Annotated in this window: 16 protein-coding genes; 11 read left to right on the forward strand and 5 right to left on the reverse strand. The window is 42.3% G+C overall.

Going from position 1 to position 16,270, the window contains the following annotated elements; genetic code table 11:
• The first annotated feature begins 10 nt into the window (after nucleotides 1–10).
• The 11 genes from ATG71_RS14745 (at nucleotide 11) to ATG71_RS14800 (ending at nucleotide 9,111) form a co-directional block, all read left to right on the forward strand.
• Complete coding sequence (locus ATG71_RS14745) at nucleotides 11–565, forward strand: bifunctional adenosylcobinamide kinase/adenosylcobinamide-phosphate guanylyltransferase (RefSeq protein ID WP_098440229.1); 555 nt, start codon at nucleotides 11–13, stop codon at nucleotides 563–565.
• Nucleotides 562–1,350 (forward strand): adenosylcobinamide-GDP ribazoletransferase, encoded by a 789-nt coding sequence (cobS, locus tag ATG71_RS14750; protein ID WP_098440230.1) that lies wholly within the window; start codon nucleotides 562–564, stop codon nucleotides 1,348–1,350. The genes ATG71_RS14745 and cobS overlap by 4 nt, the downstream gene beginning before the upstream one ends.
• A complete protein-coding gene (locus ATG71_RS24010) occupies nucleotides 1,320–1,937 on the forward strand; it encodes a histidine phosphatase family protein (protein ID WP_353616314.1) in 618 nt (205 codons plus the stop codon). Before cobS ends, ATG71_RS24010 begins: the two co-directional genes overlap by 31 nt.
• Nucleotides 1,889–2,317, forward strand: a complete 429-nt coding sequence (locus tag ATG71_RS14760; protein WP_179886549.1) for a bifunctional adenosylcobinamide kinase/adenosylcobinamide-phosphate guanylyltransferase — start codon at nucleotides 1,889–1,891, stop codon at nucleotides 2,315–2,317. The genes ATG71_RS24010 and ATG71_RS14760 overlap by 49 nt, the downstream gene beginning before the upstream one ends.
• A gap of 14 nt (nucleotides 2,318–2,331) precedes the next feature.
• Nucleotides 2,332–2,919 (forward strand): cob(I)yrinic acid a,c-diamide adenosyltransferase, encoded by a 588-nt coding sequence (locus ATG71_RS14765; RefSeq protein ID WP_098440232.1) that lies wholly within the window; start codon nucleotides 2,332–2,334, stop codon nucleotides 2,917–2,919.
• A gap of 58 nt (nucleotides 2,920–2,977) precedes the next feature.
• Nucleotides 2,978–3,397 carry an ECF transporter S component gene (locus ATG71_RS14770; protein ID WP_286163021.1) on the forward strand — a complete coding sequence of 140 codons (420 nt, stop codon included), beginning with the start codon at nucleotides 2,978–2,980 and terminating at the stop codon, nucleotides 3,395–3,397.
• Entirely contained in the window at nucleotides 3,394–4,110 is a 717-nt protein-coding gene (locus ATG71_RS14775) for an ATP-binding protein (RefSeq protein WP_098440234.1), read from the forward strand. The genes ATG71_RS14770 and ATG71_RS14775 overlap by 4 nt, the downstream gene beginning before the upstream one ends.
• A gap of 176 nt (nucleotides 4,111–4,286) precedes the next feature.
• Nucleotides 4,287–5,240 (forward strand): LCP family protein, encoded by a 954-nt coding sequence (locus ATG71_RS14780; RefSeq protein ID WP_098440235.1) that lies wholly within the window; start codon nucleotides 4,287–4,289, stop codon nucleotides 5,238–5,240.
• Nucleotides 5,241–5,702: 462 nt separating this feature from the next.
• The gene (gene proC, locus ATG71_RS14790; RefSeq protein ID WP_098440237.1) at nucleotides 5,703–6,548 is read left to right on the forward strand and encodes a pyrroline-5-carboxylate reductase; all 846 of its coding nucleotides are present in this window, start codon (nucleotides 5,703–5,705) and stop codon (nucleotides 6,546–6,548) included.
• Between the two features lie 121 nt (nucleotides 6,549–6,669).
• Nucleotides 6,670–7,779, forward strand: coding sequence for a glutamate 5-kinase (proB, locus tag ATG71_RS14795; RefSeq protein WP_098440238.1), 1,110 nt, complete (start codon nucleotides 6,670–6,672; stop codon nucleotides 7,777–7,779).
• Between the two features lie 66 nt (nucleotides 7,780–7,845).
• Nucleotides 7,846–9,111, forward strand: a complete 1,266-nt coding sequence (locus ATG71_RS14800) for a glutamate-5-semialdehyde dehydrogenase (protein ID WP_098440239.1) — start codon at nucleotides 7,846–7,848, stop codon at nucleotides 9,109–9,111.
• Nucleotides 9,112–9,165: 54 nt separating this feature from the next.
• Here ATG71_RS14800 and ATG71_RS14805 read toward each other — a convergent pair whose 3' ends face one another.
• From ATG71_RS14805 to ATG71_RS14825, 5 genes are all read right to left on the reverse strand, one after another.
• Nucleotides 9,166–9,912: a 3'-5' exonuclease gene (locus ATG71_RS14805; protein WP_098440240.1), complete on the reverse strand. Its 747-nt coding sequence runs from the start codon at nucleotides 9,910–9,912 to the stop codon at nucleotides 9,166–9,168.
• A complete protein-coding gene (locus ATG71_RS14810; protein ID WP_098440241.1) occupies nucleotides 9,912–11,828 on the reverse strand; it encodes a DUF294 nucleotidyltransferase-like domain-containing protein in 1,917 nt (638 codons plus the stop codon). Before ATG71_RS14810 ends, ATG71_RS14805 begins: the two co-directional genes overlap by 1 nt.
• Nucleotides 11,829–11,974: 146 nt before the next feature.
• The gene (locus ATG71_RS14815; RefSeq protein ID WP_353616285.1) at nucleotides 11,975–14,149 is read right to left on the reverse strand and encodes an MMPL family transporter; all 2,175 of its coding nucleotides are present in this window, start codon (nucleotides 14,147–14,149) and stop codon (nucleotides 11,975–11,977) included.
• A gap of 132 nt (nucleotides 14,150–14,281) precedes the next feature.
• Nucleotides 14,282–14,818, reverse strand: coding sequence for a D-glycero-alpha-D-manno-heptose-1,7-bisphosphate 7-phosphatase (locus tag ATG71_RS14820; RefSeq protein ID WP_098440243.1), 537 nt, complete (start codon nucleotides 14,816–14,818; stop codon nucleotides 14,282–14,284).
• Between the two features lie 146 nt (nucleotides 14,819–14,964).
• The gene (locus tag ATG71_RS14825) at nucleotides 14,965–16,158 is read right to left on the reverse strand and encodes a class I SAM-dependent rRNA methyltransferase (protein ID WP_098440244.1); all 1,194 of its coding nucleotides are present in this window, start codon (nucleotides 16,156–16,158) and stop codon (nucleotides 14,965–14,967) included.
• Nucleotides 16,159–16,270: the final 112 nt, after the last annotated feature.

The raw sequence follows: 16,270 nt of genomic DNA on the forward strand, positions 1-16,270 counted from the left end.
ACAATTTCGCATGGGAAGACTTTTTTTCATTACCGGAGGGGTGAGATGCGGGAAAAGTTCCTTTGCAGAAAGGCTTGCATCGGAACTAAGAACATCGAATGAGATTTTGATCTATCTTGCGTGTGGAGTGAGTACGGACCGGGAAATGGAAAACAGGATTTTAAAACACCGACTGGATCGCCGATCTTCTAATGAAAAGTGGACGACCATTGAAAGGCCACTGGCTATCGGGGATATCATCGATACTATACCGTCTAATGCCATTGTTCTATTAGATTGTCTCACGACTCTGCTGACTAACGAATTGTTCAATGGGGATATGGAGGGCGGAAGCTATGTAGAGGATCGTATCTATGAATCTGTTATTCAGTTGGCAGATAAAGTAAAAGCGTTACTTGTTGTAAGTAATGAATTATTTCATGACATTCCACCGATCTCAGACGAAATACTCCAATATCAAAGGATACTGGGACGATTACATGGAAGATTGGTGGAGGAGTCGTTTGTAGCAATCGATATGACGGTTGGAATTCCAGAATTGAAGAAAGGGATTCCAATAAAATGAGATTATTAAAGAGTTTACTCCTTAATATACAGTTTTATACAGTAATTCCAGTGCGAAAAGAACTCTCACTTGGAAAAGGTGAAATGAGATGGATGGTCCGCACATTTCCTTTATTGGGTTTATTGATCGGAATGATTCTTTCAAGTGGCTATGTGTTACTAGCATCTTTTACACCCATGAGCTCATTGGCATTATCATTTTATATTTGGGTGATGCCCGTCCTCCTTACCGGCGGAATTCATTTGGACGGTTATATGGATGCAAGCGACGCCTACTTTTCCTACCGGGATCTAAAGAAGCGCTTAGAGATCATGAAAGATCCCCGAATCGGTGCATTTGGTGCCCTTTCTCTTGTGGTATTGCTCTCCTCCCGCTTTTTATTCATATATGAATCCGTCCACTACTCTGATACTGTTACGATTTGTTTGATTCTGCTGATGATTCCCATTTTCAGCCGTATCGTCATGGGAGTGATTCTCATTCTTATCCCAGCGGCCCATAAATCCGGTATGGGGTATAGCTTCAGTAAAGATACGAAATGGAACGATATTTTGTGGATGCTGGTCTCTTTGATAGGGATCATAGTGGCAGGCGTCTTTCTGAATAGTTTTTTTCTTTATGCTGCCTTCACGATTGTAACGATCGGATTTTGCCTGTTTGTTTACTCGAAGAGCATAAAGTGGTTTGGAGGTATGACTGGTGACACAATCGGAGCAAGTGTAGAAGGGGTGGAGTCGATTTTATGGATGACTATATGGCTATTGCTTTTATTCGACATGGTTTAACAGATGGAAATGAGAGAGGGAAATACATCGGATGGTCGAATCCTAGCTTATCACGAAAAGGAATCGATAAGCTTAAACAGATTAAGCGATCCTACAAGCCATATGAGGGATGTTTTTCAAGCGACCTAAACCGATGTTTGGAAACCTCGCATTTTTTGTTTCCTGAAGCCTCTATCATTTCATCTCCGCTGTTAAGAGAATTACATTTTGGAAAATGGGAAGGCTTGACCTACGAGGAATTGAAGAAAAATGAAGAGTATCAGTACTGGTTAACAGACCCCTCTAAATCTCCTCCAGGAGGGGAAGGGATAAATCAATTCATAAAACGAGTCGAAGTTGCCTGGGAGCAAATCAAAGGACAAATCGATTTACTTAATGGGAATCGGTACTCAGTCATAACCCATGGTGGAGTCATTCGGCACCTGTTAACTTCTCTATCCCCCAAAAGTGATCATAGATCATTTTGGGAATGGCAGGTCTCCCACGGAAACGGATACGAATTGGGTTGGAAAACAGAAGAGGATTGGAGGGACCAGAATTGTACTTCATTACGGGGGGTTCCTTTAATGGCAAGGGCCAATGGGTAAGAAAGCATTTTCGTTTGAAGAGAAGCGACACAGAATGGGTCCGGTTATTTACAGAAGGTATGGAAGAAGTCCATCCTTCCAAGCCCATCCTCGTGTTGGAGGGGCTTGAGTATGCCGTTCGATCTGCCCTTTTACGTGGGGATCGTGACGTTAGGAAAGAATTCTTCCAACGGATGGAGGAGTTGAAGAAGTGGGAAGAAGAACATCCAGAACGAAAAGTGATCTGGATCGGTTCAGAAATAGGGAAAGGAATTGTACCTATCGATCAAATTTCAAGGGAATGGAGAGATGTGACTGGCTGGGTTTATCAGGACCTTGCCCAAATGTCGCATAAGGTATGGCTTGTTTGGTACGGCATGGCTACATCAATAAAAGGGTAAGGGAGGAATGAATCATGCAACTTTATACAAGAACCGGAGACAAAGGTCAGACAAGTTTAATCGGGGGTAGGGTCGATAAGGACGATATCAGGGTGGAAGCATACGGGACACTGGATGAAGTCAATTGTTTCGTCGGTCAGGCTATTTGTGAATTGAATCATGAGCGTTTTGACGATATCGTAAAGGACTTAGTTACGATACAGCATGAACTATTTGACTGCGGGGGAGATTTATCCAATGTCTCAAAAAAGAGAAGGAGCAAGCTTCAAAGGGATTCCGTCCTCGCTTTGGAAGAAAAAATAGACGATTTGGTCAGAGAAGCTCCACCTCTTGAAAAATTCATACTGCCGGGTGGTATAAAAGCTTCTGCGAGTATTCATATAGCACGGACCGTTGCGAGAAGGGCAGAGAGATGCATGGTTACCCTGTCAAAGACAGACGGGGACTTTCCGGTTGTTTCGCTGCAATACATCAATCGATTATCAGACTACTTCTTTGCTCTGGCACGTGTGATCAATCACCGGAGTAATGTCAAAGACGTTGAATACCTTCGCAGTGCCAACGTATTCTCTACACGTAGAATTCAGAAACACAATGAGTAGTAGTCTAAAGTCCATTTTATTACTATCATTGTTTATGGCTTTTGCTGCAATGGGAGGGATGGTGAAGATTCCGGCGATCATTGGCACAATCGCCCTTGACAGTATGCCTGCACTATTAATCGCTTCTTTATACAATGGAAGGAAGGGAGCGCTGGTAGCAGGGGGAGGACATTTACTATCAAGCCTGTACGCAGGTTTCCCCCTCGGTCCGCTCCATTTTCTCATTGCTGTGGAAATGGCTCTCCTGGTCTGGCTTTTCGGTTATGTATTTTCATGTGGGCATCGTGTGTTAGCAGCTGCCCTCTTTTTGATAGGAAATGGTGTATTGGCAGCTTTGCCATTTATTTTTATCCTGAGTTCTTCTTTTTATATCACAATCGTTCCCTCCTTATTAGTGGGGAGCTTCATCAATTTAACAATTGCTCACTTCCTTTATCCCCCGATAGCTTCAAGATTAACAAGGGGGGAAATACAATGATTGGAAATCGAGATACGCTATCCATCTCCATCACTGATAAAGATGAACTGATCATTGCCTCTGACTGTAGCGGTGGGATTGGAAATAAGCCCGATGACGCCGTACAGGTTGATCCTGAGATTGTAGGATATTTCGGTTTTCGAGTCGCGGTGATGGAATGTTTATCAGTCGGTGCCCGACTAATGGCCGTTCAATTGTTGAACTTTACAGGAGACAGCGTATGGGAGAGGTATGCCTCGGGGGTCAGGCTGGGTTTGAGTGAACTCGGTATGGATGATATTCCTCTAACCGGAAGTTCAGAATCCAATTTCAATCTGAACCAGTCTGCACTTGGCGTAACCTGTATCGGTATGAGGGTAAAGGAGCCGCCTCATGTTCCCCACCCAAGTCTCTCATATGCTCTTATCGGAACTCCTTTGGTCGGAGAGGAAGTATTGATACATGAATCTTCCATCGCCCCATTGGATCTATTTCATACCTGCATTCACCATCCTTCCATCGTCGATATATTACCCGTAGGTTCAAAAGGTGTGCGTCATGAACTGTCTCTACTTGTTGGGAAACCGTTGAAAAGGGGAGATGTATACTCCACGCATGACTTGGATAAATCAGGCGGGCCCGCCACTTCATTTATCATTTCATACAATAAGGAAGAAGAACAGGATATAAGGAAACTTACCGGTGGTCATTTTCAATCCTTGATCGTATTTTGACGGGAACAACTAAATACTTTTATAGATATTTGTGGTAAACTATATTCTCGGGGTGGACCGGTATGGAGAAAAGTGTTAGTTTATCCAGTATTCTGTGATTGTTAATTTCAATTGTATAGAGTACTATTTCATATTATCATCGGTTCATCATGAATGTCATAAAAGTAGGTGAAGAAATGGAGTCACGACTAGATCGAAAGACCAAAAGGAAAAAACGTGGTAGAAAAGTGATTTTGGTATTATTAATCCTTATTTTCAGTTTGATCGGTTACGCTGCTTTTCAATTTTACAGTGGTTATAAAATGGCTGGTGAAGACCAGATGCAGGAAGATTATAAATTTAATGGAGTAAAAGATGAAAACGGGAAGGTTAACGTTTTGTTATTGGGAGTCGATAGCAGGGGCGAGGAGAAATCAAGGACAGATACGATGATGCTCGCGCAGATCGATCCGAAAACGAATGAAACCAAACTCGTTTCGTTTATGAGGGATATATATGCTGAAATCCCTGGATATAAAAACTATAAGCTAAATACCGCTTTTTATTTAGGCGGACCGGAATTGCTTCGAAAGACGATCAAGCAGAACTTTGATCTAGATATTCAATATTACATGATCGTTGATTTCAAAGGGTTTGAACAATCAGTCGACATCCTAGCACCAGAAGGAATTGAAATGGATGTTGAAAAAGCCATGTCAGAAAACATCGGTGTTTCCCTGGAACCGGGCGTTCAAAACCTGAACGGAAAGGAATTACTCGGCTATGCCAGGTTCCGTCATGATGAAAATGGTGACTTCGGAAGGGTAGAAAGACAGCAAAAAGTGATTGCGGCCCTTAAAGATGAAGCCTTATCCATAGGAGGCGTAACAAAGCTTCCGAAAATGGCAGGATCCATTCAGCCATATATTCAGACGAATATGAGCAAGCTGGATCAAATCTCAATCGCGAAAGATATTCTGCTCAGCAATACTAGTGACATGGACAAGCTAACCTTACCAGTAGAAGGTTCTTATACGAATGGAAGTTACAGCGGAGTTGGATCCGTTCTCGAAATAGACTTCGAAGAAAATATTCAAGCTTTAAAAGACTTCCTGAGTGGAAAAAGCCCAGATGACACTGCAAACGAATAAATCCGAAAATCCCGTTAAGCGCATGAAAGCTTAACGGGATTTTTTTGCTTTTAGAATGTACTTGATGAAACGGGCCCTGAAACTGCGCTGACAGGGGCGGGGGCTAAAAATCGATGTATTTCCAATCATATCCTCAAAGTATAAATTCTGATTATACGCTTTCTCAGCCAATCTAGAGCCTTCAGAAGGAATCTGAATAACATAAATGGTAATGATAACGCTTCCACTAGCTATTTCGGCTAATTCCTTACTACTTCCTTTAATGCCCTTGATATCATTCATCAGCATGTTACGATTATAAACGTTGTGAACAAAACACACGCCAATCAAGGTTTTTGGCGACATGAAACAACCATGATCTTAATTATTTTTTTCTTAACTATTACATTAAATGTTCAATTGAAAATGAAAAAGTGTTTTGAGAAGAACTTTCTATAATATATGGAACGGGAGTGGATATGATTGTTAAACAATAAAACGATAGCCTTTCTTGGTGCAGGTAATATGGCTGAAGCAATGATTTCAGGTACAGTACAGAGTGGCAAGATTCCAGCTGAGCAAATCATTGTTTCCAATCGAAGCAATTACGGAAGACTTCAAGAAATGAAAGCTAAATATGATATCACAGCAATAATGAAAGACGATCTGCCTTTTAATGAAATAGATATTCTCATTCTTGCCATGAAGCCAAAGGATATCGATAAAGCACTGGATTCCATCAATCATCTTGTCAGGAATGATACGGTCATCATGTCGGTACTGGCTGGGATTACGACTTCTCATATGGAAGAACAGTTACCTGCAGGTCAACCTGTTATCCGTGTCATGCCAAATACGTCAAGTATGCTGAAGGAATCAGCAACCGCAATCAGTGCCGGTAGGTTCACTTCAAGAGAAGATATGGAGAATGCAGAAGAATTATTATCAAGCATCGGAGAAGTATTCGTCATTGAAGAAAGTCAGATGGACATTTTCACCGGAATCGCCGGAAGCGGTCCAGCTTATTTCTACTATCTAATGGAACATATCGAAAAGACGGGTGCTGAAGCAGGATTAGACCCGAAATTGGCCCGTAAAATCGGAGCACAAACCATTTTCGGAGCAGCCAAAATGATGCTTGAGCGAGAAGAATCACCTACTCAACTTAGAGAAAATGTAACATCCCCAAACGGTACTACGGCTGCAGGACTTGATGCATTAGCTCAGTTCGGTGGAGGTAAAGCCATCTCAGAAGCTGTTAAGGGAGCAGAAAAGCGTTCAAAAGAAATCAGCTCATCCTTACAGTCCAAAGAATTAGTCACAAGCTAATAACCCAACTAATATTAAACACCCCATATAAATCAAATTACCAACCATACACGAAATACAGGTCCGTCCCTGCATATAGAAAGAGGGGCAAGGGACGGACCTCATTACTAGGAGTGATTGAATGTCCCAAGATAAGAAACGTATCGTGATTAAGATTGGAAGTAGTTCATTGACAAGCTTACATGGAGAAATGAGCCGCAGGAAGCTTGAGCGACTTGTGGATGAGGTTGTCCGCTTAAAGGATGACGGTCATGAAGTCTTGCTTGTTTCCTCTGGAGCAGTCGCTGCAGGTTATCGTAAATTGGGTTGCTTGACACGCCCAAGTTCATTGCCTGAGAAACAGGCCGCAGCAGCTATTGGTCAAGGGCTATTAATTGAAGCGTATTCTGATCTATTAATTTCAAATGGATATGTGGCTTCTCAAATTCTGATCACTCGTAGTGATTTTTCTGATGAAGATCGATACAACAATGCCAGAAATACGATTAATGTCCTGCTCGAAAGAGGGATTATTCCGATTGTAAATGAAAATGATACTGTAACGATTGACCGTTTGAAGTTTGGAGATAATGACACGCTATCCGCTAAAGTCGCAGCACTCGTGGATGCTGATCAACTCATCATTCTATCAGATATTGACGGACTATATGATTCAGATCCCCGCAAAAATCCAGATGCTGAACTGCTGGAGAGTGTGACTGAAATCACGGAAGATATTGAAGATATGGCAGGAGAGCCGGGAAGCTCAGTCGGTACTGGCGGCATGAGATCAAAGATCGATGCATTCAAGATTACAATGGCATCAGGCATCCCTGCGTTCCTTGGTAAATCCGGACATACGAACATCATTTATGATGCTGTTCAGCATACGGCTAAAGGAACCTATTTCGAATCGACGGAAGATTCGGTCAATCTTGATTCCAAAAAGCAATGGATTGCGTTCAATTCCGGTCCAGAAGGTGAAATCACCATCGATGCAGATGCGAAAGACCGCATCTTAAAGCGGAAAGAAAGTTTGACGATCGATGATATTTATACTGTGAAAGGCCGTTTTGATAAAGGTGCAGTAGTACGTATCCTGGATAACCGTAACGAGGAAATCGGTCTTGGAATGGTCAACTATCGTTCTGGTCAACTAAAGAACCCTACAGAGATAAAAGCCGATGAAATCGCAGTAGAAATTGATCAGCTCGTATGCCATGTAGAAGTTCCCATTCCATTAGGTGTTTAGTTGAACATTATTCTGTAAATGATTCATTTAAGTATATAGCTTTTCAAAATAATCAGGAGGTATTTGATGAATTTAACTGTAGAAAAAACCGATGTAAAAAAACAGGCGATATTGGCTAAAAAAGCTTCTAAAACCTTAAGCATGCTGACAACGGAACAAAAAAATAAAGCCCTTCATATTCTTGCCGACCATTTAGAGGCAAACTACGGATCCATTCTAAAACAGAACGAAAAAGACCTTGAAAGAGGCCGGGAGAAAGGATTTGAAGCGGCCTTTATGGATCGCTTATCCCTTACTAAAGAACGGGTTGAAGACTTTGCAAACGGTCTTCGCCAAGTGGCTGACCTGGAAGATCCCACTGGTAAAGTGGTTTCCGATTGGACCTTGGAAAATCAACTGCAAGTTCAGAAAGTGACCGTTCCGCTCGGTGTCATCGGAATGATTTATGAGGCTCGCCCGAACGTGACGGTGGACGCTACAGGTCTTGCATTAAAATCAGGTAATGCCATCATCCTGAAAGGTGGATCGAATGCCATAACGTCAAATAAGGCCATTGTGGACGTTATGCATGAGGCGTTGGAACAAACAGATATTCCAAAGGATGCCGTACAATTCATCAACACAACAGATCGTGAGGCAACAAGTGAATTATTCACAATGAAAGAACATATTGATGTGTTGATTCCCCGTGGTGGAGGTGCATTGATCAACGCTGTCGTCAATAACGCAACGGTCCCTGTCCTGGAGACAGGTGTAGGGAACTGTCATATATATATTGATAAAGAAGCTGAACTGGAAAAAGCATTGAACATCATCATTAATGCCAAAACGGACCGTCCGGCGGTTTGTAATGCGGCTGAAACCGTCATTCTTCATGAGAATTGGTTTGATGAACATAAGGACGCCTTTGTTGAAAACCTGAAAGATCATCAAGTTTTCATTCATGGGGACGAAAAAGTGGTTGAAGTGATCAAAGATGCAAAACTTGCAGGGGAAGAAGATTGGGCAAACGAATATTTAAGTCTGGATATTGCCGTTAAAGTGGTTTCTTCACTTGACGAAGCCGTGGATCATATCGAACAATACGGCACCAAACATTCAGAAGCGATTGTGACGGAAAACAATGAAACGGCGAAAAAATTCATGATGCTCGTAGATGCCGCTGCCCTATATCATAATGCATCCACACGTTTCACAGATGGGGGAGCATTAGGATTCGGTGCTGAAATTGGTATTTCAACCCAGAAACTCCATGCAAGAGGTCCTATGGGCCTTCCAGCGTTAACAACTGTGAAGTATATGATGTATGGAACTGGACAAATTCGAAAATAAGTAGAAAAACGCATGAGGGAAATCCTCATGCGTTTTTTAATATTTCATCGAATGTCAGCCCGACTCCTGAAGCAGGAATTCATGTAATCCACGGATCGTATGAACTTCTTGTTGATAACACAGTTTCAAAAGTCGTTCAAAGATCTCGGCCGTCATGATCGCATCATTTAAAGCATGATGGCGGGCACGATCTTGGATATCGAATGTCTTTATGAGAATATCCAAATAGCAGTCATCCCTGCCAAGTAAGCTATTGGCCAGTGAAAAGGAATCGACAAATTCAGGATCGAAAGAAGGGAGCTCCCACTTATTGATCCTTTTTTGAAGAAAATTAATGTCGAAGCTTGCGGGATGTGCCACCAGGATCGTCCCCTTACTGAATTCCAAAAAACGTTCCAGACCAATGGGGAGCGTCACACCATTTAAAAAATCTTTACGTCGTAATCCCGTAAACCTCTTCGTTTCCCTGGACACCGTTTGAAGGGGGTCGATCACCTGATAGAATGTATCGTCCCTTTGTACTTTTCCCTCTTCTACCTTTACAGCACCTATCGATATGATTTCATCTCCAACTTCAGGGAAAAATCCAGTAGTCTCAAGGTCGAAAATCGTAAAGGTGCAATGAAAGAGATGTTTTTTTTGAAGAGTCGGTTTTTCTTCTTCAAATTGTTTAAGGCCACGGGAAAGTTTATGATAGGAAAGCTTTTCTTTTTCCCGCTTCACTTGATGGCGGAAGATGAATTGCTGCCATAAATAATACTTAAGTATCCGGTAGCCTACATTAATACCTAAATTGTCCATTAAACCACCCGGTTCCTATTGAAACTGATTTCCATCACTTGCTGCAGTCGATTGGCAATCTGGATGGATTCTTTTAATTTTTGGCGATCCTCTTTCGAGAGGGTGCGGACATCGATGTCATTACTTAAAGGTTTTCCCTCACTAAGTTCACGCAGGTTCTGCTGCGTTCTTAAGGAAAGGAGGATATGCATGGCCGTTTTTACGTTTTCTGCATCCCTGGGGTGAAAGGCTTGCAACTTTTTCAATGCCTGTACCCTTTTGATGGTGTTCACTTCTTTTATCCCATACTTCACAGAATGAATCCGGATCATATTGACGATTTGTAAGAGTCCTGATTTTTTGATATTGAATAGATGATTTTTCGGCTTCAGGTTTACCCGGCCCAGTGGACCAACGGGGAGTTTGAATCGAAGGGCATCTTTTCGTAAGAGTTGCTGCATATTCAAGGATCGTTTCGATTTTTCAGTCAGATAATTCCGGATTTCTTCTGCGATGGAATAGTCTCCGTAAATTGGACGGAAGTCATAAAACATCGTAATGTTCTGGATTTCCTGTGCATCCATTTCGTGAAGCCACTCATCAATCGCCATTTTCCAGTCCGTATACGATCTCTTCCATTTTTGTTCCTTCGCCATGATCCCGCCTGTACATTCAGGAAAACCACATGCAGCAAGCTTTAAATTCAGCTTTTCGGTGAAGGCCTGAAAATAGAGATCAACTTTTTTCAGGTCGGATAAATGATTATAATCATCAAGGATGATCCCATTATCCTGATCGGTATGGAATCCCTGCTCACTGCGTCCCTGACTGCCCATGACAATGAAACAATAATTGATCGGAGCGGAGCCGAACCCTTCCTGCCTCATTTCCTTTTCGCTCAATTGAATGATTTTCCGGTGGAGCCGATCGTTGTAGTTGGATATCACTTCACAAATATCGAATCCAAAGCTGTCCTGTGCTAGAAGGTCTTGAATGAACTGTTGGAACGTCTCGCTCTTCACCGTAGCCAGTTCGACCAGTTCTGCATTCGTCACGGCCTTTTGAATTTTATAAGAAAGATCCAGATAATTCGAATCCTGTATATTGAGAAATGATGTACTGGTTAGAATTCCCACCACTACATTATTGCGAATGATGGGGACGAAATCCACTTCTTCATGTTTAAAGTAGGAGAGGGCCTCATAAGCGAAGGACTCATCCCTGATCCAGAAAGGCATTTCCTTCATCCAGTCTTTTACCTTATCAGAGATACCTGGATTGGTAATGTAAGACAGGATTTCCCGCTGGGTAAGGATACCAAGCATCTTTTTATTCTGATCCACCACGACTATCCCATACGTGTCCTGTTCTTTCATCTTTTTGGCTGCGTCCAGGATGGTAGCATTTCCATCGATGAAAGTAGGGCTGTCCATGAGAGTATGGACTTTTGTTCGGAACAGATTGATGTTTTCATCATCGGTTTCAGTGGCTGACTTTACTTTAATTTCATCGTAGAGGGTTTTCATCCGATTTCCGATGCTTTCAAATATAATTTTTGAAAAATCATTGTTTTTGGTCATGATTTCTAAAATCCGGTCTTTCTGAATCCGGAATACCGTACAATCTTCTATTGCCTGGACTGAAAAAGTCATTTGTCCGCTTGTAAGCATGATCATGATCCCAATCAAGTCACCGGGGTAATAGAAGCGGAGGGAATATTGCTTTCCACTGGAACGATGGAGGACATTCTTGGCAAGTCCGGAGACAAGGAAGTAAATATCCAATTCTTCAACCGTTTCATCTTCATGGAAGAGAAATTCCCCTTTCTTAAAAGATGTGTATGTAGAACCGGAAATAATATAATCCAGCTGTTCCGCTGATAGGACATCAAATGGATAGTGATCCCGAATAATATGTAGTAATTCCTGCTGGTTCATCAAATACCTCCCGTTCGTGCTGGTTCCATAGTACTTTACCATAGAATTCCCTATTTTGAAAACGATAAAACAGGCCGCCACTCATAAAAAGACACCCCGATATCAGGGTGTCTTGTTTACCATTCGATTTGGGTTCTCTACCCAGGTCAAGAGGCTTTATGAGCTTTTACTACCTGCTTTTCCCTCTTTTTGAAAGGCATCCACCAATTCCAGTCTCCAAGGAGCTTCATTAACGAAGGCACCAGAATCATTCTGACGATGGTTGCATCAATGAAAATGGCGATGGCAATCCCGACCCCGATCTGTTTGACGGGCATCACACCTGTAAAAGCGAAAGCCCCCGTTATGACAATCATGATGAGAGCGGCCGAGGTGATGATCTTACTTGTTGAAGCAAGTCCTTCAATGGTAGAACGCGTGTTGTCACCTGTTTCTTGATAAATTTCATGGATCCTGGAAATGAGGAATACCTCATAGTCCATGCTAAGGCCGAAAACAAGGCTGAATACCAGTACCGGAAGCACAAGGGCGATATCCGATTCAGGGATTCCAAATTGGCCTCCCTGGAAAATCCATACCAAGATTCCGAATGTGGATGTCAGACTGATGATATTCATCAAAATGGCCTTCAATGGAATGATGATGGAGCGGAATGCAATCATCAGAATCAGATAGGTAGAACCTAGGATGACGAACAGGCATAATCCTACCTTTTGATAAATCTCATCAAATATTTCCTGATTGAATTTCACTTGGCCACCAAACTTGAGGGGGTGTGACCATTCTTTGTGACTCCATTCGTTCACCAGATCCTGAGCAGCGGATGATGATGAATCCAATGACAAGTGCACAGGAATCAGTGCTTTGTCCCCCTGGATAAAACGATTCAGTGCAGGATCAATCTTCTCCTTGGATTCCGGCTGCTGAATGGCCAGGGATAATTTATTCGGCGAGTCGATATTGGTGGCTTTGAAGATAGAATCCACTGAAGTCACAGCTGATTCCTGATTGAATTCTGAAAGGAGTTCATTCAAATCCTCCAATCCTTCTTTGGTAGTCCAGCCATTATCCCGTTTGGCAATCACATAAACCGTACTTCCTTCATCTGTCTTGAACTCCTCCTGAATGGTATCCATCGCCTGACGCGATTCAAATGTAACAGGTAATGCCTCCGTATCTGGAATGGCAAGATTCATAGAGCGGACAGGCAAAATGCCGATCACTAATACAATTAGGGCGAGCAGGGCCAGTATAACGGGCCTTTTCATGATAAACCCGGCAAAGACCCTCCATTTTCCGTGGTCATTTTTCTTCTGTTTGATCAGCGTCCATTTATTTATAGACTTTCCGAGGAGCAGAAGAACGGAAGGGAGGAGTGATAATGCAGACACCACTGCAAGCATGACGACTACCATGCCTCCGATGGCAATCGTCTGGAATATATCGATTTCAATGAGCATCATGGCCCCTAAACCGATGAAAACACATAATGCAGAGAAAATGATTGATTTTCCTGCCGTTTGAATAGTGGTATAGATCGCTTCCGGTATTGACCTCGAAGCCAGTTCTTCACGGTAGCGGTTAATGAACAACAGAGAGAAGTCAATGCTCAAGGCAAGCCCGATCATTGGGACTACATTCAGCAGGAATACCGATAATTCCATGCTGTCGCCAATCAGAGCCAGAATCCCGAATGCCGTAACGACCGTCACCACTCCAATGATAATGGGAACAATGGAAGCAACAACCGAGCCAAATGCAAATAACAGGACAAGGAGAGCGAAAGGTAATCCTATCAATTCGGCCCGTTTCAGATCATCCTGACTGGCCTTATTAATATCTGAACTAATAATGGAAGCCCCGGTCAATGATTGACCTGGATTTTCTTTTACTAGTGCTTTGATTTTTTTTGTTTCGTCGGTGATATCAGAATCATCGAAGGATAAAACGGCGTAAGCCACGTCGTCTTTCACTAATTTCTCATCTTGTAAGGGGGACTGTATAGAAGAGGTGACACCCAAGTTTTCTATACTCTCAATCGTTTTCTTAATGGATGCCTGAAACCCTTCTGCAGATTGGGAATCCTGCTTTTCCATAAGCAGCAAAATGGAAGATTCGGGAAAATCAAACGAATTGGTCAATTCATCGTTCACTTTTTCAAACTGTCCGTCTGTCCTAAAACCATCCCCGCCTAGTATGGTGGGTAAGCCTGTTGCAAAATAAGCGAATATCCCCGCTATCACCACCCAAAGTACAATGATCCATTTATACCAACGGGTGATCCCTTTACCGAGCAGGTCCATCTCATCACACTCCTTCAAGTCTTACATCCTGACTCATAGATATTTCCATTATCTTTTCTTAGCTTAAAAAAGAATCACTCATTCAGTTTAATAGGAGGAGTCAGCAGGTGCAATAACTAAATGCTCGAATAGATGATTTGAGATTGGGCATCAAGATCGCTTCATGTTGAGGATGAACGTAGAAGCGCTCAATAAATCAGGAAATATATAATCAGCGTTATACGTTGGGGAAGAGTTGCCATTTAGTAAAATCGTGGTGCATCCAGCTTTGTTGCCTGCTTCTATGTCTACATCACGATCCCCAATCATGAAGGATCCAGCAAGATCAATGTCGTATTTTTCTGCCAGTTCAAGAAGCATCCCGGGTTCGGGCTTTCTGCATGAACAACCTGCATGGGGTTTATGAGTGCAGCAGGAAACTTCCTGAATGAAACCGCCTGCTTGTTGGATTTCTTTGACCATATAATCATGGATGGAGTCCAGCTCATCATGGGAAAGATAGCCTAATCCAACACCACCTTGATTTGTAACGACAAAAAGAAGGAATCCGGATTGAGATAAATCCTTTATGGCTTCGGGGACTCCTTCCAGGAAATAAAATTGATCCGGTGTGTTCACATAGCCGACTCTATTGGTTTTCACCTCATTGATCACCCCATCACGGTCAAGAAAAACAGCTTTATTCATCATAAATCCTCCTTATTCGATAACTTTCATCAAGAAACACTGTGTATATGTCGCTTCTTGCGGTTTCCGAGGAAATAATGACAGAGTATTCTGTCATTTATTCTTAATCGATAGGGACGGACCTTTGGAAAGTCCATCCCTGTCCTTTATAGTTTGCGGATAAAAACGACTTTTAAGTAGTCGCTCTGCTTGTATTGACTGAGGGTTTTAAAATCTTCTGGAAGAGTGTATTCTTCAAGTATATTATATTTCCCATTGGTTTCCTTGAATGCTGTATCAATAAACCCTTTGAACTTTTTCATATTGAAGGTGCTGCAGTTTGTGGATGCCACGATGGTTCCGTTCTTTTCAGTGATGGCAATCGCTTCTTTCAGCAGATCCTTATAATCTTTAGCGGCACTGAATGTGTGTTTTTTGGAACGGGCAAAGCTTGGTGGATCTAATATCACCATATCGAATGAAAGCTGTTTTTTAACAGCATATTTAAAGTACTTGAAGACATCTTCCACTATGATGTCTTGAGCCTCATAATCGATCCCGTTTATGCTGAATTGTTCAATCGTTTTGCTTAAACTGCGATTTGCAAGGTCCACACTGGTGGTGTGAGAGGCACCGCCGAGAGCCGCACATACAGAGAATGCACCGGTGTAAGAAAAGGTATTCAATACCCTCTTGCCTTCTGAGTATATGTCACGAATCCTTTTCCTCACCTCGCGTTGATCGAGGAATACCCCCACCATCGCTCCATCATTTAAATAGATGGCAAATTGGACGCCGTTTTCTTTCACGAGGAGAGGGAAGGAGGGACGTGTACCTTCGACAAAATCGTCTTCTTCAACGTATTTCCCTTCCTGTGCGAACCTTTTCTTCTGGTAAATACCTTTATATTCGGTTAATTCCCGTAACGATTCCATCACTTCTTCATAAAAAGAATAAGCACCCTTTGAATACCACTGAATGAGATAATATCCATCAAAGTAATCAATGGTCAGCCCTCCGAAACCGTCACCTTCTCCATTAAACACCCTGAATGCCGTCGTATCTTCACTATAGTAGAAGTGTAAACGTTGATTAATGGCGGCCTGGATCTTTTTATAAATGAACTCCTTATCTATATCTTCATGTTCTTTCCAGCTCAGAAGCCAGCCGATCCCTTTATTCTGGAGTCCGTAGTACCCTTTTGCAATAAAGCGACCATCGGTATCTACCAGTTTGAGGATGTCACCGTCCTGTGCATCTCCAATCGATGTAGTGACATTTTCTTTATTTAAAAGAGGAAACCCCTTTAGAAATGGTTGTATGTATTTTGGGCTTGCTTTTACGATTTTTTCTTTAGTCATTCCACTCATCCTAACCTATTGGTTTAGTCTTGTGTAGTATAGAACGTTACGGGCGTTTACGCAACTGCATAAAAAAATCCCCTCAGGTCTGAAGAGGGGATAGGTTTTTGAA

The organism is Bacillus sp. es.034 (assembly GCF_002563655.1).
GTDB lineage: Bacteria > Bacillota > Bacilli > Bacillales > Bacillaceae_B > Rossellomorea.